At 70.6% G+C, this 23,706-nt stretch carries 21 protein-coding genes; 12 read left to right on the forward strand and 9 right to left on the reverse strand.

Annotation, left to right across the window (positions count from 1 at the left end; translation table 11 throughout):
- Nucleotides 1-62: 62 nt before the first annotated feature.
- From ctaD to WBG79_RS05710, 9 genes are all read left to right on the forward strand, one after another.
- Nucleotides 63-1,673: a cytochrome c oxidase subunit I gene (gene ctaD, locus WBG79_RS05670; RefSeq protein WP_337356133.1), complete on the forward strand. Its 1,611-nt coding sequence runs from the start codon at nucleotides 63-65 to the stop codon at nucleotides 1,671-1,673.
- A 212-nt stretch (nucleotides 1,674-1,885) separates the two neighbouring features.
- The gene (locus WBG79_RS05675; RefSeq protein WP_337356134.1) at nucleotides 1,886-2,833 is read left to right on the forward strand and encodes a heme o synthase; all 948 of its coding nucleotides are present in this window, start codon (nucleotides 1,886-1,888) and stop codon (nucleotides 2,831-2,833) included.
- Nucleotides 2,830-3,003, forward strand: a complete 174-nt coding sequence (locus tag WBG79_RS05680) for a hypothetical protein (protein WP_337356135.1) — start codon at nucleotides 2,830-2,832, stop codon at nucleotides 3,001-3,003. Before WBG79_RS05675 ends, WBG79_RS05680 begins: the two co-directional genes overlap by 4 nt.
- Nucleotides 3,000-3,602, forward strand: a complete 603-nt coding sequence (locus tag WBG79_RS05685; RefSeq protein WP_337356136.1) for a cytochrome c oxidase assembly protein — start codon at nucleotides 3,000-3,002, stop codon at nucleotides 3,600-3,602. The genes WBG79_RS05680 and WBG79_RS05685 overlap by 4 nt, the downstream gene beginning before the upstream one ends.
- Before the next feature lie 31 nt (nucleotides 3,603-3,633).
- Entirely contained in the window at nucleotides 3,634-4,503 is an 870-nt protein-coding gene (locus WBG79_RS05690) for a cytochrome c oxidase subunit 3 (RefSeq protein WP_337356137.1), read from the forward strand.
- A gap of 120 nt (nucleotides 4,504-4,623) precedes the next feature.
- Nucleotides 4,624-4,998, forward strand: a complete 375-nt coding sequence (locus WBG79_RS05695; protein WP_337356138.1) for a DUF983 domain-containing protein — start codon at nucleotides 4,624-4,626, stop codon at nucleotides 4,996-4,998.
- Nucleotides 4,999-5,129: 131 nt separating this feature from the next.
- Nucleotides 5,130-5,903 carry an SURF1 family protein gene (locus WBG79_RS05700; RefSeq protein ID WP_337356139.1) on the forward strand — a complete coding sequence of 258 codons (774 nt, stop codon included), beginning with the start codon at nucleotides 5,130-5,132 and terminating at the stop codon, nucleotides 5,901-5,903.
- An 80-nt stretch (nucleotides 5,904-5,983) separates the two neighbouring features.
- Entirely contained in the window at nucleotides 5,984-7,282 is a 1,299-nt protein-coding gene (locus WBG79_RS05705) for a PQQ-dependent sugar dehydrogenase (protein ID WP_337356140.1), read from the forward strand.
- A gap of 334 nt (nucleotides 7,283-7,616) precedes the next feature.
- A complete protein-coding gene (locus tag WBG79_RS05710) occupies nucleotides 7,617-8,483 on the forward strand; it encodes a class I SAM-dependent methyltransferase (RefSeq protein WP_337356141.1) in 867 nt (288 codons plus the stop codon).
- A 331-nt stretch (nucleotides 8,484-8,814) separates the two neighbouring features.
- On the opposite strand, the gene katG is transcribed toward WBG79_RS05710, so the two are convergent.
- The gene (katG, locus tag WBG79_RS05715; RefSeq protein ID WP_337356142.1) at nucleotides 8,815-11,016 is read right to left on the reverse strand and encodes a catalase/peroxidase HPI; all 2,202 of its coding nucleotides are present in this window, start codon (nucleotides 11,014-11,016) and stop codon (nucleotides 8,815-8,817) included.
- A 251-nt stretch (nucleotides 11,017-11,267) separates the two neighbouring features.
- Between katG and WBG79_RS05720 the strand changes: the two genes are divergently transcribed.
- Complete coding sequence (locus tag WBG79_RS05720; RefSeq protein ID WP_337356143.1) at nucleotides 11,268-12,164, forward strand: hydrogen peroxide-inducible genes activator; 897 nt, start codon at nucleotides 11,268-11,270, stop codon at nucleotides 12,162-12,164.
- Between the two features lie 262 nt (nucleotides 12,165-12,426).
- On the opposite strand, the gene WBG79_RS05725 is transcribed toward WBG79_RS05720, so the two are convergent.
- The 5 genes from WBG79_RS05725 to WBG79_RS05745 all read right to left on the reverse strand — a co-directional run bounded on the left by WBG79_RS05725 (nucleotide 12,427) and on the right by WBG79_RS05745 (nucleotide 19,604).
- On the reverse strand, nucleotides 12,427-15,267 hold the full coding sequence (locus WBG79_RS05725; RefSeq protein WP_337357893.1) for an EAL domain-containing protein: 2,841 nt from the start codon (nucleotides 15,265-15,267) through the stop codon (nucleotides 12,427-12,429).
- Nucleotides 15,268-15,539: 272 nt separating this feature from the next.
- A complete protein-coding gene (locus WBG79_RS05730; protein WP_337356144.1) occupies nucleotides 15,540-16,133 on the reverse strand; it encodes a GNAT family N-acetyltransferase in 594 nt (197 codons plus the stop codon).
- Nucleotides 16,134-16,150: 17 nt separating this feature from the next.
- Nucleotides 16,151-17,428 (reverse strand): M16 family metallopeptidase, encoded by a 1,278-nt coding sequence (locus WBG79_RS05735; protein WP_337356145.1) that lies wholly within the window; start codon nucleotides 17,426-17,428, stop codon nucleotides 16,151-16,153.
- Between the two features lie 52 nt (nucleotides 17,429-17,480).
- On the reverse strand, nucleotides 17,481-18,887 hold the full coding sequence (thrC, locus tag WBG79_RS05740; RefSeq protein WP_337356146.1) for a threonine synthase: 1,407 nt from the start codon (nucleotides 18,885-18,887) through the stop codon (nucleotides 17,481-17,483).
- 120 nt (nucleotides 18,888-19,007) lie between these two features.
- The gene (locus tag WBG79_RS05745; protein ID WP_337356147.1) at nucleotides 19,008-19,604 is read right to left on the reverse strand and encodes a YqgE/AlgH family protein; all 597 of its coding nucleotides are present in this window, start codon (nucleotides 19,602-19,604) and stop codon (nucleotides 19,008-19,010) included.
- 212 nt (nucleotides 19,605-19,816) lie between these two features.
- Between WBG79_RS05745 and WBG79_RS05750 the strand changes: the two genes are divergently transcribed.
- Both WBG79_RS05750 and WBG79_RS05755 read left to right on the forward strand, forming a co-directional pair.
- The gene (locus WBG79_RS05750) at nucleotides 19,817-20,629 is read left to right on the forward strand and encodes a protein-disulfide reductase DsbD domain-containing protein (RefSeq protein WP_337356148.1); all 813 of its coding nucleotides are present in this window, start codon (nucleotides 19,817-19,819) and stop codon (nucleotides 20,627-20,629) included.
- Between the two features lie 136 nt (nucleotides 20,630-20,765).
- Nucleotides 20,766-21,248 carry a peroxiredoxin gene (locus tag WBG79_RS05755; protein WP_337356149.1) on the forward strand — a complete coding sequence of 161 codons (483 nt, stop codon included), beginning with the start codon at nucleotides 20,766-20,768 and terminating at the stop codon, nucleotides 21,246-21,248.
- 66 nt (nucleotides 21,249-21,314) lie between these two features.
- Here the strand turns inward: WBG79_RS05755 and WBG79_RS05760 are convergent, their stop codons facing one another.
- From WBG79_RS05760 to WBG79_RS05770, 3 genes are read right to left on the reverse strand one after another with little or no spacing between them, the layout of a single operon-like run.
- Nucleotides 21,315-22,259, reverse strand: a complete 945-nt coding sequence (locus WBG79_RS05760) for a diacylglycerol/lipid kinase family protein (protein ID WP_337356150.1) — start codon at nucleotides 22,257-22,259, stop codon at nucleotides 21,315-21,317.
- Nucleotides 22,256-22,741: a ribonuclease HI gene (gene rnhA / locus WBG79_RS05765; RefSeq protein WP_337356151.1), complete on the reverse strand. Its 486-nt coding sequence runs from the start codon at nucleotides 22,739-22,741 to the stop codon at nucleotides 22,256-22,258. The genes WBG79_RS05760 and rnhA overlap by 4 nt, the downstream gene beginning before the upstream one ends.
- The gene (locus tag WBG79_RS05770; protein WP_337356152.1) at nucleotides 22,738-23,703 is read right to left on the reverse strand and encodes a homoserine kinase; all 966 of its coding nucleotides are present in this window, start codon (nucleotides 23,701-23,703) and stop codon (nucleotides 22,738-22,740) included. The genes rnhA and WBG79_RS05770 overlap by 4 nt, the downstream gene beginning before the upstream one ends.
- Nucleotides 23,704-23,706 lie beyond the last annotated feature (3 nt).

Below are 23,706 nucleotides of genomic sequence, written 5' to 3' on the forward strand. Positions count from 1 at the left end.
GTGCGGCCCCGGACGCGGATCCCCGATCCGGTCGGCCTGCGAGACAATCGAGGGAGCGAAGAATGGCTCACGCAGCCGCCGATGCGGCCCATGACGACCATCCGACGGGGTGGCGCCGCTACGTCTATTCGACCAACCACAAGGACATCGGGACGCTCTACCTGATCTTCGCGATGATCGCGGGCGTGATCGGGTTCTCGCTGTCGGTCGCCATCCGCGCCGAGCTGCAATCGCCCCACCTGCAGATCTTCACCGATCCGCACACCTACAACGTGTTCACCACGGCTCACGGCCTGATCATGATCTTCTTCATGGTCATGCCGGCCCTGATCGGCGGCTTCGCCAACTGGTTCGTGCCGATCATGATCGGCGCGCCCGACATGGCCTTCCCGCGGATGAACAACATCTCGTTCTGGCTGCTCCCGCCGGCCTTCCTGCTTCTGCTCCTCTCCATGTTCGTCGAGGGCCCCCCGGGCGCCAACGGCGTCGGCGGCGGCTGGACCATCTATCCGCCGCTCTCGACCTCCGGCCAGCCCGGACCGGCGATGGACTTCGCGATCCTGTCGCTCCACATCGCCGGCGCCTCGTCGATCCTCGGCGCCATCAACTTCATCACCACCATCTTCAACATGCGCGCCCCGGGCATGACGCTGCACAAGATGCCGCTCTTCGCCTGGTCGGTGCTTGTCACCGCCTTCCTGCTGCTCCTGTCGCTCCCCGTGCTCGCCGGCGGCATCACCATGCTGCTGACCGACCGCAACTTCGGGACGACCTTCTTCGACCCGCAGGGCGGCGGCGATCCGATCCTGTTCCAGCACCTGTTCTGGTTCTTCGGTCACCCCGAGGTCTACATCCTGATCCTGCCGGGCTTCGGCATCGTCAGCCACATCGTCTCGACCTTCTCGAAGAAGCCCGTCTTCGGCTACCTCGGCATGGCCTACGCCATGGTGGCCATCGGCGCCGTCGGCTTCATCGTGTGGGCGCACCACATGTACACGGTCGGCCTCGACGTCGACACGCAGGCCTACTTCGTGGCGGCCACGATGGTCATCGCGGTGCCGACCGGCGTGAAGATCTTCTCGTGGATCGCCACCATGTGGGGCGGCTCGATCGAGTTCAAGGTGCCGATGCTCTGGGCCGTCGGCTTCATCTTCCTGTTCACCGTCGGCGGCGTGACGGGCGTCCAGCTCGCCAATGCCGGCCTAGACCGCGCCGTCCACGATACCTACTACGTGGTGGCCCACTTCCACTACGTCCTGTCGCTCGGCGCCGTCTTCGCCATCTTCGGCGGCTGGTACTACTGGTTCCCGAAGATGACGGGCTACATGTACGACGAGACCATCGGCAAGGCCCACTTCTGGGTCACCTTCGTCGGCGTGAACCTCGTCTTCTTCCCACAGCACTTCCTCGGCCTAGCCGGCATGCCGCGCCGCTACGCGGACTATCCGGACGCCTTCGCGGGCTGGAACTTCGTCTCGTCGGTCGGTTCCTACATCTCGGCCGCCGGCGTGATCCTGTTCTTCTTCGGCCTCTACCGCGCCTTCGCGATGAAGATCCAGGCCGGCAACAATCCCTGGGGCGAGGGAGCCACCACGCTCGAGTGGACCCTGACCTCGCCGCCGCCCTTCCATCAGTTCGAGACGCTGCCCCGCATCAAGGGCGACGTCCACTGATCCGACCGGCCGCCCGGCCCCGCGCCGGGCGGCCGCCCCACTCCGCTCCGGCGGGCGGGGCTTCGTGGACCGGCGCCTCGCCCGGTCCGCTCCACGGAACCCGGCCGCCCGGCGGCCGCTTCGGTGCCGAGCCGGCGGTCCGCCGCCCGGCCGGCACCGTCGGCCGCGACCCCCCGCATCCGCGCCGGCGGGTCTGATCCGAAGGGAAGTCCATGACCGACTGGTCGAGCACCTCGCCCGAAACCCCCAGCCTCGCCGGCGTCTCCACGGCGGGACCGGGCGACTATTTCGAGCTGATGAAGCCGCGGGTGATGTCGCTCGTGGTCTTCACCGCGCTCGTCGGCATGGCCATCGCGCCCGGCCCGGTGCACCCGCTGCTCGCCTTCGTGTCCCTGCTCGCCATCGCGGTCGGCGCCGGCGCCTCCGGCGCGCTCAACATGTGGTACGACGCCGACATCGACCGCATCATGGCCCGCACCGCCCGCCGCCCGATCCCGGACGGCCGCGTCGCCCCCGGCGAGGCGCTCGCCTTCGGCATGACGCTCTCCTGCGGGGCCGTCCTGGTCCTGGCGCTCGCCGCCAACTGGCTGGCCGCCGGCCTCCTCGCCTTCACGATCTTCTTCTACGTCGTCGTCTACACGATGTGGCTGAAGCGGACGACGCCGCAGAACATCGTCATCGGCGGCGCCGCCGGCGCCTTCCCGCCCATGATCGCCTGGGCGGCGGTGACCAACAGCGTCAGCCTGGAGAGCATCGTCCTCTTCCTCATCGTCTTCATGTGGACGCCGCCGCACTTCTGGGCCCTGGCCCTGCTGAAGTCGGCCGACTACGAGCGTGCCGGCATTCCCATGCTGCCGGTCGTCGCCGGCGAGGCGGTCACCCGCAGCCAGATCCTCGTCTACGCGGTCCTGATGGCGATCGTCGGCGTCCTGCCGGTGGTCCTCGGCTTCGGCGGCATCGTCTACGGCGTCGTCTCCTCCGTCGCCGGTCTCGCCTTCGTGTGGCTCGCCCTCGACGTCTACCGGGTCCGCGAGGGCGGTCCGGCCCGCAAGGCGGCCGGCCGCCTCTTCGGCTTCTCGATCCTCTATCTCTTCCTGCTCTATGCCGTGCTGCTCGGCGAGCGCCTGGTGGCGCTCCTTCTCCGGGGGCTCGGGGCATGAACGGTGCCGTGATGAACGACGAGAACGGGATCCGGCTGACCGAGGAGCAGGCCAGGCGCCGCCGCCAGCGCAACATCGCCATCGGGGTGGTGCTCGCCGCCCTGGTGGTGCTCTTCTATTTCGTCACCCTCGCCAAGATGGGCGCCGGCATCCTGGGGAGGCCCATGTGACCGAGCCCCGCCCGGCCGATCCGGCGGCCGCCCGCCACCGCACCGTCGCGCTCGCCTGCGCGGCTCTCGTGGCCGGCATGACCGGCGCCGCCTTCGCGGCCGTGCCCTTCTACGACTGGTTCTGCCGGGTCACCGGCTACGGCGGCACCACCCAGGTCGCCGCTGCCGCGCCGGGCCACGTGATCGACCGCGCCTTCGAGATCCGCTTCGACGCCAACGTCAACGGCATTCCCTGGCGCTTCCGCCCGGAGGGCGGGCCGGTGACCGTCAAGGCCGGCGAGGTCGCCACCGCCAACTACGTCATCGAGAACCTCTCCGACACGGAGACCCTCGGCGTCGCCGCCTACAACGTCACGCCCGAGCTGGCCGGCTACTACTTCACCAAGCTGGTCTGCTTCTGCTTCACGGAGCAGAAGCTGGCGCCGCGCGAGACCGTGGTGGTGCCCGTGACCTTCTACGTCGATCCGTCCATCGACCAGGACCGCAACCTGCGCTCCATCCGGACGATCACGCTGAGCTACACGTTCTTCCCCGCGAAGAGCGAGAAGTCGAAGCCGGTGGCCGACGCCGGCACCAGGAAAACGCCCGAGAAGCTCTGACGAGCGCCGAACCAGGACCGAAGGGGGACCCATGGCCCAGGCCCACACCAAGAACCACGACTACCACCTCGTCGATCCGAGCCCCTGGCCGATCGTCGCCTCGGTGGGCGCCTTCGTCATGGCGATCGGCGCGATCGGCCTCTTCCGCTGGCTCAAGGCCGAGAACGTCAACCTCCTCGGCATCAACATCGCGCATCCCTGGCTGTTCTTCGTCGGCCTGGCGATCGTGCTCTACACCATGTTCGCCTGGTGGCGCGACGTCGTGCACGAGGCCCATGCGGGCCACCACACCCGCGTGGTGTCGCTGCACCTGCGCTACGGCATGATCATGTTCATCGCCTCCGAGGTGATGTTCTTCGTCGCCTGGTTCTGGGCCTATTTCGACGTCGCGCTGTTCCCCCACGAGGCCCATCAGGTCCTCCGCGTGCAGGCGACCGGCGGCGTCTGGCCGCCGAAGGGCATCGAGACCTTCGACCCCTGGCATCTGCCGCTGCTCAACACGCTGATCCTGCTGACCTCCGGCACGACGGTGACCTGGGCCCACCATGCGCTCCTTCACAACGACCGACAGGGCCTGAAGACCGGCCTGTGGCTGACCGTCATCCTCGGCATGCTCTTCACGGTCTGTCAGATCTACGAGTACAGCCACGCCCACTTCGGCTTCTCGGGCAACATCTACGGCGCGACCTTCTTCATGGCGACCGGCTTCCACGGCTTCCACGTGGTCGTCGGCACCATCTTCCTCGCCGTCTGTCTCGCCCGTGCCTATGCCGGCCACTTCACCCCGAAGCAGCACTTCGGCTTCGAGGCGGCGGCCTGGTACTGGCACTTCGTCGACGTGGTCTGGCTCTTCCTCTTCGCCTGCATCTACGTCTGGGGATCGGGCGCCAGCGCCCACTGACCTCCGGCCGATGGCCGGACGGGCCCGCGAGCCCGTTCTCCGGTCCGCGATCGCATGAACCAACCGGGGCCCGGGCGCGTCGTTCGCCCGGGCTCCTCCTTTTCGGAAGAAGGCTCGCCCATGGCCGGTCCGCCGCTCGATTCCGTCTCTCCCGTGGCCGCCGGCATCGCCTGCCGCTGCCCCCGCTGCGGGCGCGGCAAGCTCTATGCCGGGTATCTGGACGTGGCCCCCGCCTGCACCGAGTGCGGGCTCGACTATCGCTTCATCGATTCCGGCGACGGCCCGGCCGTCTTCGTGATCCTGATCGTCGGCTTCGTGGTGGTCGCCGCCGCGCTCGTCACCGAGGTGAAGTACCACCCGCCGATCTGGCTCCACATGGCGATCTGGCTGCCGCTGATCCTCGTCCTCTCGCTCGGCCTCTTGCGGCCCCTGAAGGCGACGCTGATCGCCCTGCAATACGCCAACCGCGCCCGCGAGGGCCGGCTCGAGGACTGAGCCCGGCCGCCCCGTCCTGCCGGACCGGCCACCCGCCCCCGGGGGGCCGGACGCATCCTCGCCACACCGGCGCGCCATCAAGGCCGGGCGCGTGCCGTCCGGCCGGCGCCATCCCGAGGCTCGACAGATCCGTGACCAGCCCGTTCCGCCGCCTGCTCTGGCCGACCGTCGCCACCGCGATCGCGCTCGCGATCCTGGCCGCGCTGGGCACCTGGCAGCTCCAGCGCCTCGCCTGGAAGGAGGCGCTCGTCGCGCGCGTCGCCGAGCGCACCCGCCTGCCGCCCATCCCGCTCCCGCCCGAGGCGGTCTGGTCGGCCGTCGACGGCGAGACCAACGACTACACGCCCGTCACCGTCGAGGGCCGCTTCCTGCACGACAAGGAGGTGCACGTCTTCCACAGCCTGTCGTCCCCGAAGGGCCGGCTCGGCGGCCAGGGCTTCTTCGTGATGACGCCGCTTCAGCGGCCGGACGGCACGGTGGTGATCGTCAACCGCGGCTTCGTGCCCCTCGACCGCAAGGACCCGAAGACGAGGGCGGAGGGCCAGATCCCCGGCGAGACGACCGTGACCGGCCTCCTGCGCCGCCCGGAGGAGCCGAACGCCTTCACGCCCGCCGACGATCCGGCGAAGAACGTCTGGTTCACCCGCGACGCCAAACGCATCGCCGCCGCCGTCGGCCTCGATCCCGCGCGCATCTTTCCCCTGACCCTCGACGCCGCCGCAGTCCCGGCCCCGCCCGGCGGCCTGCCGCAGGGCGGCGAGACCACCATGGCCTTCCCCAACAACCACCTGCAATATGCGGTCACCTGGTATGGCCTCGCCCTGACGCTCGTCGGCGTCTACATCGCCTTCGCGCGCGCCCGCCTGAAGGCCGACGATCCGCCCGAGCCGCCCCGCCCGGCTTGACACCGGCCGCCGCCGCTGCAAATCCCCGGGGCCCCCGCCCCGTCCCCCGCCCCCGTCCCCGTCTCCCGAGGAGTTCACCGATGGACCTGACCGGCCCCTTCGCCCGCGCCGTGGCGCTCGTCGGCGCCACCATGGTGGCGGTCCGGCGCCTCTCCGGCGTGCCCTCCGTGCAGGCCGTCGGTGCCGCGCCCGCCATCCCCACCGCCCGTCCGCAGGGCGCGCTGCCGACCCTGAAGATGCCGACCGCGCGCGGCTGGCGGGCCGGCGAGGCGCCGGTCGCCGCCCCGGGCCTGAAGGTCAACGCCTTCGCGACCGGCCTCGACCACCCGCGCTGGCTCGAGGTGATGGCGGACGGCAGCGTGCTGGTCGCCGAGGCCCTGCAGGAGCCGAGCAAGCCGGGCAGCCTCTTCGACCTCGCCATGCAGAGCACGATGAAGCGCGCCGCCGCTCTCGGCCGCAGCGCCAACCGCATCACCCGCCTGCGCGACGCCGACGGCGACGGGATCGCCGAGGCGCGCGACGTCTTCCTGGACGGCCTGAACCAGCCCTTCGGCATGGCCCGCGTCGGCGAGACCTTCTACGTCGGCAACACCGACGGCCTCGTCGCCTTCGCGTATCCTGAGGGCGCCGACCGCCCCTCCGGCCCCGGCCGCCGCCTGGTCGCCTTCAAGCCGCGCGGGCACTGGACGCGGAGCCTGCTGGCGAGCCCGGACGGGCGCCGGCTCTATGTGGGCGTCGGCTCGCTCAGCAACATCGGCGACCGCGGCATGGCCGAGGAGGAGGGCCGCGCCGCGATCTGGGAGGTCGACCTCGATAGCGGCGCCGCCCGTATCTTCGCCGCCGGCCTGCGCAATCCGGTCGGCCTCGCCTGGGAGCCGTCGGCGGGCGTCCTCTGGACCGTCGTCAACGAGCGCGACGGCCTCGGCGACGAGACCCCGCCCGACTACCTGACCTCGGTGGTCGAGGGCGGCTTCTACGGCTGGCCCTACTGCTACTGGGACCGCGTCGTCGACGACCGCGTGCCCCAGGATCCGGCCCTGGTCGCCAAGGCCCGCACCCCCGACTACGCGCTCGGCGGCCACACCGCCTCCCTCGGCCTCTGCTGGCACCCCGCCGGCACCCTGCCGGGCTGGCCGGACGGCATGATCGTCGGCCAGCACGGCTCCTGGAACCGCAGCACCTTGAGCGGCTACCGCGTCGTCTTCGTCCCCTTCGCCGCCGGCCGGCCCGCCGGCCCGCCGCGCGACCTCCTCACCGGCTTCCTCAGCCCAGACGAGAAGCACTCCTACGGCCGCCCGGTCGGCGTCGCGCTCGCCAAGGACGGCGCTCTGCTGGTGGCGGACGACGTGGGCAACGTGGTGTGGCGGGTGACCGGCTAAGGGGAAGACCCGCGCCATGAGCGCCACGGCGGGCTGACTCCGCGGCTCGGACCGGGGTTTCAAACCAAACGTCGGCGAGCTCGCCGTCCTCCCGGCGGTCGGCTCGCTCTGCCGAGGATGCGCTCCCGCCGTGCCCCACCCAAGGGCCCTGATCCCGGGCTCCGCCCGACGCCTGCGGCGGCCGACGCTCGCCCCCCTGAACGCAACACTGTGGAGGAGATCTGTTTTTGGGGTTCCAGCGATAGACCCTGCACGAGAAGGTGCTAGCCTCTGCGGGCTTGCAGCGGACGGACGCCTGTCCTGCCGAACGCCCCGCGAACCCGGGCTTCCCGCGATGACGACCGACGAAGCCCGAGCCACGCCGACCGCGCGCCTGACGCCGCTCGACCGCCTGCGCCGCGTCGTGCCTGCCGCGGTCGGCAAGTGGCTCAACCGGGCGATCTACGAAGCCGCCTACCTGGTCCCGGAGGTCGCCCGCTCGGGCTTCTTCAACGGAGGCTACCGGCCGCTGTCGCCGAACCTCCTGCCTGTGCCCGGCCTCGGCGCGACCCCCTCGCAGGTCAACCTCGTCCATTTCGTGCTCGTCGAGCATCCGGCGGACCATCGCGCCGGGCCGCCGGCGCGCCTCCTCGACATCGGCTGCGGCGCAGGGGGCGGCCTGCGCTACGCGGCCGCGCTCTGGCCGGGCGTGCCGATGACCGGGGTCGATGCCTCGGCGAGCGCCATCCGGGCCGCCCGCCGCCTGCTCGCCCCGGTGCCCAGCGTCACCCTCCTGCGCGCCCGCGGCGAGGCGATGCCCCTGCCGGAGGCAGGCTTCGACTTCGTTGCCAGCATCGGCACGCTGACGAACGTCGGCATGCAGCCCTTCATGGCCGAGGCCGCCCGGGTCCTAGCCCCCGGCGGCATCCTCTCCCTCTCGGTCGGAACCCGCCGCGGCCCGGCCAACTACACCCGCCTCCTGCGGGAGGAGGGTGCCAAGGCCGGCCTGACGCTCCTCCGCGTGACCGACCTCACCCCTGGATCCCTCGCCGCGATGGAAGCCGACGCCGACGCCCTCGCGTCCCTGATCGCCCGCCTGCCCCGGGTGCTCCACGGCCAGGCCCGCGAATGGGCCGCCCTCCCCGGCAGCGCCCGTCACGCCCGCTACCTCGCCGGCGAACGCCACGACTATGCGGCGGTGTTCCGGCGGACGGGGGGGTAGCCAGGTCGGTGGCGCGCGGCAGGTCCGGGGGCGGCCCTTATTGGGGACGGCTCGGTGGCGAGGAACCGATCGCATGCCTGCCGGACGGACCCGCATGCTTCGGTCGTCGGGTTCGAGCCCGCCGACGGACGGGCTCGGAACATCGGGTTCAACCGGGACGCCAGGCGCATCGCTGCCGCCGGCGGCGTGCCCCGGACCTTCCCCCTGACCCTGGACGGCGCCGCCCCGCCGGCGCCAGGGTGGGCCGGAGGCGGCGATGAGGGCGGCATCCGGCTGATGCCGGCCGGATGCCGCGACGGCGAACTCGGAATAGGGTCTGACCCTGCCCCGATCAGGCCAGGTCGAACCGGTCCGCGTTCATCACCTTGGTCCAGGCCGCGACGAAGTCGCGCACGAACTTCGCCTGCGAGTCGTCCTGGGCATAGACCTCGGCGAGGGCGCGCAGCTGCGAGTTCGAGCCGAAGACGAGGTCGACGCGGGTGCCCGTCCACTTCACCGCGCCGGTCCGGCGGTCGCGGCCTTCGAAGACGTCCTCGGCCTCGGAGACCGGCTGCCAGGCCGTTCCCATGTCGAGGAGATTGACGAAGAAGTCGGTGGTGAGCTGTCCGGGCCGGTCCGTGAGGACGCCGTGGCGCGAGCCCCCGTGGTTGTTGCCGATGACGCGCAGTCCGCCGACCAGGGCCGTCATCTCGGGCGCTGTCAGCGTCAGGAGCTGGGCCCTGTCGATCAGCAGTTCCTCGGCCGAGATCGTGAACTCGGTCTTCAGGTAGTTCCGGAAACCGTCCGCGACCGGTTCCAGCACGCTGAACGACTCGACGTCGGTCTGATCCGCCGTGGCGTCGGCCCGGCCGGGCACGAAAGGCACCGTGATGGCGTGGCCGGCGGCCATCGCCGCCTTCTCGATCGCCACCGAGCCGCCGAGGACGATGAGGTCGGCGAGAGAGACCTTCTTGCCCCCGGTCTGCACCCCGTTGAAATCGGCGCGGATCGACTCGAGCGTCGCGAGCACCTTGGCGAGTCGGGCCGGCTCATTGACCTCCCAGTCCTTTTGCGGCGCGAGGCGGATGCGCGCCCCGTTGGCGCCGCCGCGCTTGTCGGACCCCCGGAAGGTGGAGGCCGAGGCCCAGGCGGTCTGGACGAGTTCGCCGATCGAGAGGCCCGAGGCGAGAAGGCTGGCCTTGAGGCCGGCGATGTCGTCCGCATCGATCAGCGGGTGGTCGACGGACGGGATTGGATCCTGCCAGATCAGGTCTTCGGCCGGGACCTCCGGGCCGAGATACCGGACCTTCGGCCCCATGTCGCGATGCGTCAGCTTGAACCAGGCCCGCGCGAAGGCGTCTGCGAAGACGTCGGGGTTGGCGTGGTAGTGGCGTGAGATCTTCTCGTAGGCCGGATCCATGCGCATCGCCATGTCCGCCGTCGACATGATGATCGGCACGCGCTTCGTCGGATCGTGGGCGTCCGGCGCCATGTCCTCGGGCTTCAGGTCCTTCGGCGTCCACTGCCAGGCCCCCGCGGGGCTCTTGGTCAGCTCCCAGTCGTAGCCGAAGAGGACGTCGAAATAGCCGTTGTCCCACTTCGTGGGATTGGGCGTCCAGGAGCCTTCGAGGCCGCTCGTGATCGTGTGCGCCCCCTTGCCGCTCCCGAAGGTGCTGAGCCAGCCGAAGCCCTGCGCCGCGAGCGGGGCCGCCTCGGGATTGGGGCCGACATGGGCCGCGTCGCCCGCGCCGTGCGTCTTGCCGAAGGTGTGCCCGCCGGCCGTGAGCGCCACGGTCTCCTCGTCATTCATCGCCATCCGGGCGAAGGTCTCGCGGATGTCGTGCGCGGAGGCGAGCGGGTCGGGCCTGCCGTTCGGGCCTTCCGGGTTGACGTAGATGAGGCCCATCTGAACGGCCGCGAGCGGATTTTCGAGCACGCGCTCGCCGGAGTAGCGGACGTCGCCGAGCCACTCGGTCTCAGCGCCCCAATAGATGTCCTCCTCGGGCTCCCAGATGTCCTCGCGCCCGCCGCCGAACCCGAAGGTCTTGCCGCCCATCGACTCGATGGCGCAATTGCCGGCGAGAATCATCAGGTCGGCCCATGAGATCCTGTTGCCGTACTTCCGCTTGATCGGCCAGAGCAGCCGGCGCGCCTTGTCCAGGTTGCCGTTGTCCGGCCAGCTGTTCAGCGGCGCGAAGCGCTGCGAGCCCGATCCTGCGCCGCCGCGGCCGTCGCCGGTCCGGTAGGTGCCCGCGCTGTGCCACGCCATGCGGATGAAGAAGGGCCCGTAGTGGCCGTAGTCGGCCGGCCACCAGTCCTGGCTGTCCGTCATCAGGCTGTAGAGGTCCTTCTTCAGCGCCGCGAGGTCGAGGGACTGGAAAGCCGTCGTGTAGCTGAACGCCGGGTCCATCGGATTCGACAGGGCGGTGTTCTGGTGCAGCATCTTCAGGTTCAGCTGATTGGGCCACCAGTCCCGGTTCGAACGCATGCTCACGCTGGTTGCACCGTGCATGACCGGGCACTTGCCGGCGTTTCCGAGGTTCGATCCGTGCATGACTCTCTCCGAAGTAGCTGCCCAAGGGGGTTGTTCTCGCGAAGACGTCGGTTCCCTGCGCCCGCATCTCCGATGAAGTCCGGCCAACCGTCCGGTTTGGGCTTTCCGTCCACGCCGCGGGCACCGGGCGACCCACCTCGGGGTGCCGGGAACCGACCGTGTCCACGCCTATGCCTTGACCGCTCCCTTTCTAGCGGATTTGTTCCATTAGTTTAAGTTGGTTTTTCTGATCGCTGGGATAAGTTCATCTGATGATCAATCTGACCCTCAAGCAGTTGCGATATTTCGAGGCGCTCGCGCGACACGCGCACTTCGGGCGCGCCGCGGACGCCTGCGCGATCTCCCAGCCCGCGCTGTCCATGCAGATCAAGGACATGGAGGAGATGATCGGCACCGCCCTGTTCGAGCGGAGTGCCCGCCAGGTCCGTCTGACCGGCTTCGGCGAGGAGGTCTTCCACCGCGTGCTCGATATCCTCCGTGCCGTCGACGAGTTGCAAGACATGGCGCGCGCATCACGGGCACGTCTGGTCGGTCGGCTGCGCATCGGCGTCATTCCGACCGTCGCGCCCTATCTGCTGCCGACGATCGTGGGCGATATCACGACCAGGTATGTGGGCCTCGACATCCGACTGCGCGAGACCGTGACGCCGAAGCTGATCCAGGAACTGGCCGATGGTCGGCTGGACACCGCCATCGTCGCGCTCCCGGTCTCCGAGCCGTCCCTGACGGAGGTCGCGCTCTTCTCGGAGGAATTCGTGCTCGTCCGACCGAGAGAGGACGAAGGCAAGCCTGTTCCGAGCCCCGAAACCTTGCGCCGGATGCGGCTTCTGCTGCTGGAGGAGGGGCACTGTTTCCGCGACCAGGCCCTGTCCTTCTGCGGGATGACCTCGGCCCGACCGAGGGAGCTCCTGGACGGCAGCTCCCTCTCCACCCTCGTTCAGATGGTCGGCGCCGGCATCGGCGTCACCCTCATCCCCGAAATGGCCGTCTTGGTCGAGACCCGCTCGGCCGCCGTCTCCATCGCCCGCTTCGAGGCTCAGACGCCGACGCGGACCATCGGCATGATCTGGCGAAAGACGAGTCCGCTCTCCGATCAGCTCTGGCAGATTGCCGAGATCGTGCGCCGGTCGGCCGCTCCCCGCCCATGAAGGGCCGGTTGCCGGGCGCCTGACGGCCGAGGCGCCCCGGCTCCTCGCCCCGGCGGCCTTCGGTAAGCGCAGTGCGCGTGTGCGATTTGCGCCGTCGATAAGCCATCTCGCGCGGGCCTCGTCTCTCCGCGCATCCTGGACCTCCGGGATTCACGCGAGACGATTTGCGATTTGGCGAAATCTACGGGCAGCTGTGAAGGCGAATACGAGCAGGCGCTTCGATTGAAAATCCAGGATCGGAGCAGACGCGGCCTTCGTCGACCTACTGCGCCGCCACCTTCATCCGCCGCTCCAACAGCCGCCGCGCCTCCTCGGCCGAGACCGGCTGCCCGTACAGATACCCTTGCGCGTATTCGCAGCCGAGCGCCGCCAGTTCGTCGGCCTGGTCCTGGGTCTCGACGCCCTCGGCGACGACCGTCATGCCGAGGTCGTGGCCGAGGCCCACGATGGTCCGCAGGAGGAGCGGGCGGTCGCGGCCTTCGCCGCGGACGAATTGCTGGTCGATCTTGATCGTGTCGAAGGGGAAGCGCTGCAGGTAGGCGAGGGAGGAGTAGCCGGTGCCGAAGTCGTCGAGGGCGAGGCTGGCGCCGAGCTCCTTGATGCGCACCAAGACCTTGGCGGTGTATTCCGGGTTCTCCATCACGAGGCTCTCGGTCACCTCGATCTTGAGCGAACCGCGCGCCACGTCGACGCGCGAGAGCACGGACTTCACGTCGTTGATGAGGTCGTGCCGGATGAGCTGGCGCGACGAGACGTTGACGCTGGCGAAGAGCGGCGGATCCATCTCGTGGTCCTCCTGCCACTGCGACAGCTGCCGGGCGGTCTTCTCCAGGACGAACAGGCCGAGCGGGATGATCAGCCCCGTGCGCTCCGCCACCGCGATGAACTCCTGCGGCGGCACGCGCCCGCGCTTCGGATGGTCCCAGCGCATCAGCGCCTCGAAGCCGGCGATGCGGCCCTCCGCGAGGTCGATGATCGGCTGGTAGAGGATGCGGATCTCCTCCTTCTCGAGCGCCCGCCGCAGGTCCGCCTCGAGCGCCAGCGTGTCGCCGCCGTGGTTGCGCAGCGACGCCCGGAACGCCTCGATCCGGTCGCCGCCGAGCCGCTTGGCGTGGTGCATGGCGATCTCGGCGTCCTTGATCAGCTCGTCCTCCTTGCGGGTCTGCCCGTCGAAGACCGCGATGCCGATCGAGGCGGTCAGGAACACCTCGCGCTCCCCGAAGGTGATCGGCGCCCGGATCGCCCGGCGGATCGAGTCCGCGAAGGCCGCGACCCGGTCCGGGTCCTGCTCGGAGATGAGGATGATGCCGAACTGGTCGCCCGAAACGCGCGCCAGGCTGTCCTGCGGCTTCAGCTGGCGGGACAGCCGCCGCGCCACGGTGAGCAGCATGGAATCGCCGACCGACAGGCCGAGGTTGTCGTTGACCTGCTTGAAGCGGTCGATATCGACCACGATGATCGACGGCCGCCCCGTGCCGTCCGCGCGGCTGCGCGCCAGCGCCGCGAAGACGCGGTCGAGGAACAGCTCCCGGTTCGGCAGGCCCGTCAGGTTGTCGTGCACGGCGTCGTGCAGGAGCCGCTCCTCGGTGGTCTTGGAGTCCGTCACGTCGAGCAGCGTGCCGACGCAGCGCACCACCTCGCCGTCGACCCCGAGCACTGGCCGCGCGCGCAGCTGGAACCAGCGGAAATGGCCGTCCTCGCAGCGAAGCCGGAAGCCGAGCGAGATGCGCCCGCGCCGTTGCTCGACCACCGCGTCCAGCATGGCGCGGAAGCGGTCCCGGTCCTGCGGGTGCAGGATGTCGAGCCAGGAGCGGGCCGCCCCCTCGAGCGTCCCCGGCTCCACCCCGAGCACGTCCTCCGCCTCCGGGCTCACCCAGATCTGGTCGCGCGCCACGTCCCAGTCCCAGATCATGTCGCCCGAGCCGACCAGCGCCAGCGCCCGCCGCTCCACGTCGTTGATCATGCCCGGGTTCACGGCCTGCCCCGTGAAGGCGTGCTGGATCACCGTGAAGCCGATCAGCATGACGATGAGCACCAGCCCGCCCGCCAGCGCCGGCTGCACGATGTCGTTGACGAGGCTGCCCGAGACCGTCAGCCCCGCCGCGATCAGCCAGAAGATCAGCAGGATCCAGGTCGGGATCAGCATGAAGGCGCGGTCGAAGCCGTGCGCCGCCATGTAGGCGATGAGCCCGGCCCCGACCACCGCCACCACGGCGAGCGACACCCGTGCGATCGAGGCCGCCATGACGGGATCTATGACCGCGACCCCCATCAGCCCGAGCAGGATCACGATGGTGGCGACCGCCACGTGGCTGTAGCTGACGTGCCAGCGGTTGAGGTTCAGGTAGCCGTAGAGGAACAGCACCAGCGCGGTCGCGATGCCCACCTCGGCGCCCGCCCGGTAGATCTGGTCGGTCCCCGGCGGCACCCGGAACACCTTGTTCCAGAAGCCGAAGTCGATGCACAGATAGGCCAGCACCGCCCACGCCAGCCCCGCCGTCGCCGGGAACATGATGGTCCCGCGCACCACGAACAGGATGGTCAGGAACAGCGCCAGGAGCCCCGAGATGCCGAGGATGATGCCCCGGTAGAGCGTGAAGGCGTTGACGTTGTCCTTGTAGGCGTCCGGCTCCCAGAGGAGCAGCCGCGGCAGGTTCGGCGTCTTCAGCTCGACGATGAAGGTGACCACCGCCCGCGGGTCGAGCGTGATCAGGAAGACGTCCGCCTCCGTGCTCGGCTGCCGCTCCGGCGCGAAACCCTGGCTCGTGTTGATGGCGGTGATGCGGGCCGAGCCGAGGTCCGGCGACATCAGCTGCGAGCCCGCGAGCCGGAAGAACGGCGCCACCAGCAGACGGTCGATCTGGTCGTCGGAATTGTTGCGGAGCGCGAAGACCAGCCAGTCGGTCTCCGCCGCGCCCGGCCGCGAGGAGCGCACCTCGATGCGCCGGACGATGCCGTCCGGCCCCGGCGCCGTGGAGACCTGCAGCCGCTCGCCGGCGTCGATGTGGTATTCGACGAGCCCCGTGATGTCGAGCACGGGCTTGTTCTGGCCGACGTCGATCGGCTCGACCGCCGCCGCCGCCCCGGCGAGGAACGGCGTCATCGCGAGTGCCAGCACGAGTGCCGCCAGCAATCCGGAAAGCAGCGCGAAAAGTCGGCCCGGCCCGGCCCCGCGGGCCGCCGGTCGCCTCGTTAACCCCCCGCGCGCATCGATCCCCGTCACTCGAACTCCAGGAACTGCGCCCGCCGTCCGGACGCTCCGCGAATCGCGAGAGCCGCCGCTCGGTCACGGGCTCGTGAGCAGAGTTACCGGCTCTCCGGATCGACCACAAGTCGGCGCACACCCGATCGCCGCCGGACCCCCAAGGGGGAGCCTCAGCGCGGGCGGGCGTGCCAATCTTCGTCGACCACGGCGTAGAGCAGGTGGTCCTGCCAGAACCCGTTGATGCACAGGTACCGGCGGGCGTATCCCTCGCGTGTGAATCCGACCTTTTCGAGGAGACGGATGGAGGCCGCGTTGCTCGGCAGGCATGCCGCCTCGACCCGGTGCAGCCTGAGCGTCGTGAACGCGAAGGGCAGCGCCGCCCGGACCGCCGACGTCATGTAGCCCTTGCCCGCATGCGCCGCGCCCATCCAGTAGCCGAGCGCGCAGGACTGCGTCACCCCGCGCCGCACGTAGGAGAGCGTGAGCCCGCCGAGGAGCGCGTGGTCGGCGGAGCGGAAGAGGAAGAAGGGATAGCCGTGGTCGGCGCGGATCTCCTGCTGGTAGCGCTTGATCCGCCGCCGAAAGGCCGCCCGCTCCAGGTCGTCGACCGGCCAGGACGGCTCCCAGGGGGTGAGGAAGGCCCGGCTCTGCTCCCGGAGCGCCGCCCAGGCCGCATGGTCGCTCATGGCCGGGGCGCGGAGGTAGAGGCCCTCCAGTCGGATGACCGGTCCCGGGTCGAAGGCCGCCGGCCGCAGGAAGGCCATGCCCGCCGCCTCCGCCCTCAGGCCGCCGCCGCGCGCGCCCCGAGCCGCCGCGCGATGCCGGACGGGTCGATCTCGGTCGCCGCCGGGCCGATCGTGGCGAGGGTCGGGCGCGACCCGGTGAACATCTCGCCGGCGAGCCGCCGCACCTGTTCGACCGTCACGGCCTCGATCCGCTGGGTGATCTCCCGCGTCTCCAGCGGCCGGCCGTAGATGAGGATCTGCCGGGCGAGCTGGCTCGCCCGGGCGGTCGGGCTTTCCAGGCTCATCAGCAGGCCGGCGCGCATCTGCGCCTTGGCGCGCTCCACCTCGCGCGCCTCAAGGTCCGCGGCGATCCGCTCGATCTCGCCGAGCATGACCGGCATCAGCGCGTCGACGTCGTTCTCGCCGGTCGCCGCATGGATGCCGAACAGCCCGGTGTCGGCGTAGCCCCAATGAAAAGCCGAGATGGAGTAGCAGAGGCCGCGCTTTTCGCGCGCCTCCTGGAACAGCCTCGACGACATGCCGCCGCCGAGCGTGGAGGCGAGCACCTGCGCGGCGTAGTGGTCCGGTGAGGTGTAGGTACGCCCCTCGAAGCCGAGGGTGATCTGCACCTCCTGCAGGTCGCGCGCCTCCCGCCAGTCGCTCCCCTCGTAGCGTGCCGTCTCCTGGACTGGCGACGGACCGTCCGGGAGGACCCCGAACCGCTCCCGCGCGAGCCCGACCAGGGCCGCGTGGTCGATCGCCCCCGCGGCGGCGAGCACCATGGAGCCGCCCCGGTAGTGCGTGTCGAGGTATCCGCGCAGGTGATCCGGCGTGAAGCCCGCCACCGTCTCGGGCGTGCCCAGGATCGGCCGTCCGATCGACTGGCCCGGGAAGGCGGACTGCTGGAGCTGGTCGAAGACGTGGTCCTCGGGCGTGTCGTAGGCGGCGCCTATCTCCTGCAGAATGACGTGCTGCTCGCGCTTCAGCTCGCCGGCGTCGAAGACGGACTCGGTCAGGATGTCGGACAGGATGTCGACCGCCAGCGCCGTGTCGCCGCCCAGGATGCGCGCGTAGTAGGCGGTGCTCTCCACGCTCGTCGCCGCGTTGATCTCGCCGCCGACCGCCTCGATCTCCTCGGCGATCTGCCGGGCGTCGCGCCGCCGGGTGCCCTTGAAGGCCATGTGCTCGAGAAGATGCGAGATGCCGTGCTGCTCGGGCCGCTCCGAGCGCGCCCCCGCCGCCACCCAGACGCCGACCGCCGCCGACTCCAGGTGCGGCATGGTCTCGGACACGACCGTCAGGCCGTTCTCGAGCTTCGTGACCTCGAACCCCATGCGCGCCCGATCCTCCCTGGCCCTGAGGCCCCCGCGTCCGTCCCCGGCCGCCTTAGTAGCCGATTTTGATCGCCCGCGTCTCGGCTTCGACGATGCGCTCGACCGTCATCAGGTCGGCGGGCACCACCCGGAACTTCTCCTCCCGCTGCATCATGCCGGCGAGCCAGGCCGGCAGGTGCGGGTGCACCCCCGCGGCGGCCGCGACGGCGTCCGGGAACTTGGCGGGATGCGCGGTCGCCAGCGTGATCATCGGCACGCCGCGCTCCAGGTGGTCGGTGGCGACCGCCACGCCCACCGCCGAATGCGGGTCGAGCAGGTAGCCGAGGTTCGAGAAGGTGTCGCCGATCACCTGCGCGGTCAGCGCCTCGTCGGCGCGGCCGGAGGCGAACATCGACCGGATCCAGGCGAGTGCCGGCGGGTGGATCGTGAAGGCCTTGCGCTGCGCCAGCTCGTGCATGGCGATACGCACCGCCGCCCCGTCCCGCGCGTAGGAATCGAAGAGCAGCCGCTCGAAGTTGGACGAGATCTGGATGTCCATGGACGGCGACGTCGAGGCGACCACCTCGCGCAGCTCGTAGGTGCCGGTCCGCATGGCGCGGTCCAGGATGTCGTTCACGTTGGTGGCGATGACCAGCTTGGAGATCGGCAGCCCCATCCGCTTGGCCACGTAGCCGGCGAAGATGTCGCCGAAGTTGCCGGTCGGCACCGTGAAGGAGACGGGCCGGTGCGGCGCGCCGAGCGCGGAGCCGGCGACGAAGTAGTAGACGACCTGCGCGACGATGCGCGCCCAGTTGATCGAGTTGATGCCCGACAGCGAGACCCGGTCGCGGAACGAGAAGTGGTTGAACATCCCCTTCACGATCGCTTGCGCGTCGTCGAAGGTGCCCTCGACCGCCAGCGCGTGCACGTTCGGGTCCGGGATGGTCGTCATCTGCCGCTGCTGGACCGGCGAGACGCGGCCCTGCGGGAACATGATGAAGATGTCGGTGCGGTCGCGGCCCCGGAAGGCCTCGATGGCCGCGCCGCCCGTATCGCCCGAGGTGGCCCCCACGATGGTCGCCCGCTCGCCGCGCTTCTCCAGCACGTGGTCCATCACGCGCGCCAGGAGCTGCATCGCCACGTCCTTGAAGGCGAGCGTCGGCCCGTGGAAGAGCTCCAGGATGAAATGGTTCGGCGCGATCTGGACGAGCGGCGTCACGGCCGGGTGCCGGAACACAGCGTAGGCGTCGTCGATCAGGCGGCGCAGCTCGGCGGGCGCGATGTCCGGCTCAACGAACGGGAGCATCACCCGGAAGGCGACCTCCGCGTAGGGGAGGCCCGCGAAGCCCGAGATGGTCGCCGGCGTCAGCACCGGCCACTCCTCCGGAACGTAGAGCCCGCCGTCGCGCGCCAGCCCCGCCAGGAGAACGTCGGAGAAGCCGAGTACGGGCGCCTCGCCCCGGGTGGAGATGTACTTCACGGTGTCAGGATCCCCTGCGCGGTTCCGCCGCCCGCGCCGGGCGGGCCGAGAGGAGGCGCACCGTAGAGCCGCGCGCAAGGCCCCGCAAGCCGTCCCGCGCGGCGCTTGCCCGCGCACAAATCACGCGTGCCCGGCTTCCCGCGACAGCATCCCGATGTCGATGCCGATCTTGCGCAGGGCCCGGTCGTACTTGGTCTCTACGTCGGCGTCGAAGACGAGGCTGTTGTCGGCCTCGCAGTGGAGCCAGGCGTTGGTCTGGATCTCCGTCTCAAGCTGTCCGGGCGGCCAGCCCGCATAGCCGAGCGCCAGCAGGGCCTCCGAGGGCCCGCGCCCGTCCGCGATCGCCTTCAGGATCTCGAGCGTCGTCGTCAGCGAGATGGTGTCGTCGATCGGCAGCGTCGCGTTCTCGATGAAATAGTCCGACGAGTGCAGCACGAAGCCCCGGCCGGTCTCGACCGGCCCGCCGTGGTGGACGCGCATGCGCCGCGCCAGGGAGGGCAGTCGGATCGGGTCCTTGCCGGGAATGACGTCGAGCTGGACCAGCAGATCCTCGAAGGAGACCTGAGGCGCCAGCTGGTTGAGGATGATGCCCATCGCGCCTTCGGACGAGTGCGCGCACATGTAGACGAGGGATCGGGCGAAGCGCTGGTCCTCCATGCCGGGCATGGCGATCAGGATCTGTCCGTCGAGGTATTCGCTCCGGGAGGCGGAGCCCATGGCGTAGTCCTCTCTGGCGAGACGGCGGTTCCGGGCTCGACGTGCCCCGATGACCCGAGCGGGCCGCTTACTCTCCATACGCCCCACCATTGACCATATCGTTACCGATTCATCGCGGCAATGCTGCGCGGATCCGCGCGCGCCTCCGCCTCACGATGATATGAGAAGCCGACTCGCGACAGAAAAGGCCCCGTCTGGTGGATCTTGCGCCCATGACCCTGGCATTTCGCTTACGCTGCGTCCTCGCCCTCGCCCTTGCGGCAGCCGGGATCGCCCCGGCCGGCGCGGCCGACCGCGCCAAGGCGACCGGTGCGGAACTGCGCCTCCTGTCCGGCTTCGTCATGGGTGCGGAAGCCCAGCTCGGCCTGGAGATCGCCCTCGAGCCCGGCTGGAAGACCTACTGGCGCACGCCCGGCGATTCCGGCATCCCGCCCCAGATCGACACCTCGGGCTCCGTCAACGTCGCCGCCGTGGCGGTCGACTTCCCGGCCCCCGTCCGCTTCGGCGACGGCAACGGCGAGAGCGTCGGCTACACCGGCCCGGTCGTCCTGCCGCTCCGCGTGACCCTCGCCGACCCCTCCAGGCCCGCGACCCTGTCCGCGCGCATCCTCGTCGGCGTCTGCCGCGAGATCTGCGTGCCCGCCGACGGCGACCTCTCGGTGTCCGTCGACCCCCGCCGCACGCCGGAGCCGCGCGCCGTCTCGGCCATCGCGGCCGCCAAGGCGCGCCTGCCGAAGCCGGAGGGCCCGGAGGCGCCGTTCCGCATCGCCGATGTGACGCTCGCCGACGGCGCCTTGCGGGTCGCCGTCGAGGATCCGGGCTCCGCCGGCCCGGATCTCTTCGTCGAGGGCCCGGAGGGCTGGGCCCTGCCGCTGGCCGTCCGCACCGGGGCCGAGGCCGGCCGGAGCCTCTGGCGCGTGCCGCTCGAGGGCCTGCCCAAGGATGCGCGCCCGGCCGGCGCCGAGCTGCGGCTGACCCTCTCGGACGGCCGGCGCGCCGTCGAACGGCGCTGGACCCTGCGCTGACGCAGGGCTCCCTGCCATGGCCGCATGCTCGACGCCGGCCCGATCCGCGCTATGTGGGGCTGGACCGGTGCACGCCCGCGCCGGTGCGAGGGGTTGCGCGCGCCGAGCCTCGCCGCGCAGGTGATGGGGGAACGTGATGACGGTCGAAGTCGGTCAGAAGCTTCCGGAGGCCAGGTTCAAGGTGATGACGGCGGACGGCCCGGCCGAGAAGACCACCGCCGAGATCTTCGGCGGGAAGAAGGTCGTGCTCGTCGGCGTCCCCGGCGCCTTCACGCCGACCTGCTCGATGAACCACCTGCCTGGATTCCTGGACAACCTGGACGTCCTCAAGGCCAAGGGCGTCGACGAGGTGGCGGTCGTGGCGGTCAACGACGTCTTCGTCATGGACGCCTGGGCCAAGGCGTCGGGCGGCAAGGACAAGGTCCACTTCCTCGCGGACGGCTCCGGCGCCTTCGCCAAGGCGACCGGCCTCGAGATCGACCTCACCGGCCCCGGCCTGGGCCTGCGCAACAAGCGCTACGCCATGATCGTCGAGGACGGGACGGTCACGTCGCTCAACGTCGAGGACAAGCCCGGCGTCAGCATCTCCGGCGCGGCGCACGTCCTCGAGCAGCTCTGACCTAAGCCGGTCGCCGCGCTCCGGGCCGCGGAGTCCCGACGAGGCCCGCCCGCCCCGGCGCGGTCGTCACGGCGTCGGGCCGGGCGGCACCAGGATGCGGAGGCATTCGGCCGCCTCCTCGATCGTGACCGGCGTGGTCCCGAAGGCTTCGCCGTCGATCTGCACCGGCACCGGCACCGGACCGTCCGCCTCTAGGGTGACGCGGCGGACCGCCCGGATCTCCACGGCCGGGCCGGGCCGGACGCGGCCGGCCAGCAGCGCCAGGCCGAGCCGCATGAGCGCCACCGGCCTGTCCGTCAGGACGAGCACCAGGTGCAGCCCGGGCCGGGTCACGTTCGCCGCCCGCACGAGCACGTGCGGGCCGCCGTAGCGGGCGGCCTTGGTGACGATCGCGAGCCGTCCCGTCAGCCTCTCCCCGTCCGCCGTCACATGCAGGTCCGGGCGCCCGCCCCGGAACCCGCGCCCGAAGGCGGTCGCCACGAAGGCGAGCTTCTTCCAGCGCCGCTTGGCGGCGGGGTCGACCGCATGCACCACCTCGGCGTCGAAGCCGGCCGAGGCCATCAGCAGGAACGGTCGCGCGTTGGCGAGGCCGGGCCAAAGCGGCAGCGTCCGCCCGCCCGCGACCGCCGCCGCGACCTCGGCCGGCCGGCGCGGCAGCGAGAGCTCGGCGGCGAGCACATTGGCGGTGCCCGATGGAAGCACGGCGAGCGCGGGCCGGGGACCGGCGCGACGGAGCAGGCCGGCCGCCGCCTCGTTGACCGAGCCGTCGCCGCCGGCGACCACCAGCACATCCGCCGCGAGCTCGGGATCCGCGGCGATCCGGCCGAGGTCGCCCGGGCCCGTGGTCAGGCGGGCCTCCGCCCGCAGGCCGAGCGACCTGCAGGCCGAGACGAGCGCCGCGACCCGCTCCGCCCGATAGCCGCCCGCCGTCGGATTGGCGACCACGAGGACGCGCGCGCCGCCGGCGACCCGACCCGGCCCGGCGCCTCGCGGGTCCGCCGCCGTCGTCACGTCCCCGGGTCCGCCGCGGGGCCGCGGCGCCCCTTCAGGAAGGGCCGCATGCCCTCACGCGCCAGTTCGTCGGCCCGCTCGTTCTCCGGATGGCCCGCGTGGCCCTTGACCCAGTGCCAGACGATGTCGTGCGGCTTCAGCGCGAGGTCGAGCCGCTGCCAGAGGTCGGCGTTCTTGACCGGCTTCTTGTCGGCGGTCCTCCAGCCGTTCCGCTTCCAGCCGTGGATCCAGCCCGTGATGCCGCCCCGCAGGTAGGCGGAATCCGTGTACACATCCGCCTTGCACGGCCGCTTCAGGGCCTCGAGCGCCGAGATCGCCGCCATCATCTCCATGCGGTTGTTGGTCGTGTCGGCCTCGCCGCCCTTCAGTTCCTTCTCGGCGCCCCGGAAGCGGAGGATCGCGCCCCAGCCACCGGGCCCCGGATTGCCCGAGCAGGCGCCGTCCGTGTAGATCTCGACCCGGTCCTCCGCCGCCTCGCTCATCGGTCGAGGCCGTAGCCGGACGGATCCGAGATGGTCCGGTGGAAGCGCAGCTTGCGATGGTATTCGAGCGGGTCCTTGGGCCTCACCAGCGCCCCCGGCGGGACGTTCAGCCAGTCGTAGAGCCGCGTCAGCAGGAAGCGCAGCGCCGATCCCCGGCAGAGCAGCGGCAGCGCCGCACACTCCTCCGGCCCGAGCGGCCGCACCCGCGTGTAGCCCATCAGCATCGCCCGGCCCTTCGTGAGGTTGAACGAAAGGTCGGCCTCGAAGCACCAGGAGTTCAGGCAGATCGCCAGGTCGTACGCCAGGGCGTCGTTACAGGCGAAGTAGAAATCGATGAGGCCGGACAGCTTCTCGCCGAGGAAGAAGACATTGTCGGGGAAGAGGTCCGCGTGGATGACCCCGCCCGGCAGATCCGCGGGCCAGGCCGTCTCCAGATGGTCGAGTTCCCGCTCGACCTCCGCGGCGAGCCCGCGCGTCACGTCGTCGGCCCGCGCCCGGGACCGCTCGAAGAGCGGCCGCCAGGACCCGACCGAGAGCGCGTTCGGCCGCCGGATCGCGAAATTCCGGCCGGCCAGGTGGAAGCGCGCCAGCGCCTCCCCGACCGCCCCGCAATGCTGCGCGCTCGGCCGCCGGACCCACATGCCTTCCAGGAACGTCACGATCGCCGCCGGCCGCCCGGACAGCGTGCCCAGCATGGCGCCGTCCCGGGTCTTGACCGGCAGCGGGCAGGTGATCCCGCGCGACGCCAGGTGCTCCATGAGCCCCAGGAAGAAGGGCAGGTCGCGGGCGTCGACCCGCTTCTCGTAGAGCGTCAGGATGAAGGAGCCGCGCTCGGTATGGAGCAGGAAATTGGAGTTCTCGACGCCCTCCGCGATGCCCTTGTAGGAGAGCACGCGGCCGATGTCGTAGGCCTCGACGAAGCGCGCGAGGTCCTCGTCGGTGACTTCCGTATAGACCGCCATCGC

Origin of the sequence: Prosthecomicrobium sp. N25 (genome assembly GCF_037203705.1) — a bacterium.
Classification (GTDB): Bacteria; Pseudomonadota; Alphaproteobacteria; order Rhizobiales; family Ancalomicrobiaceae; genus Prosthecodimorpha.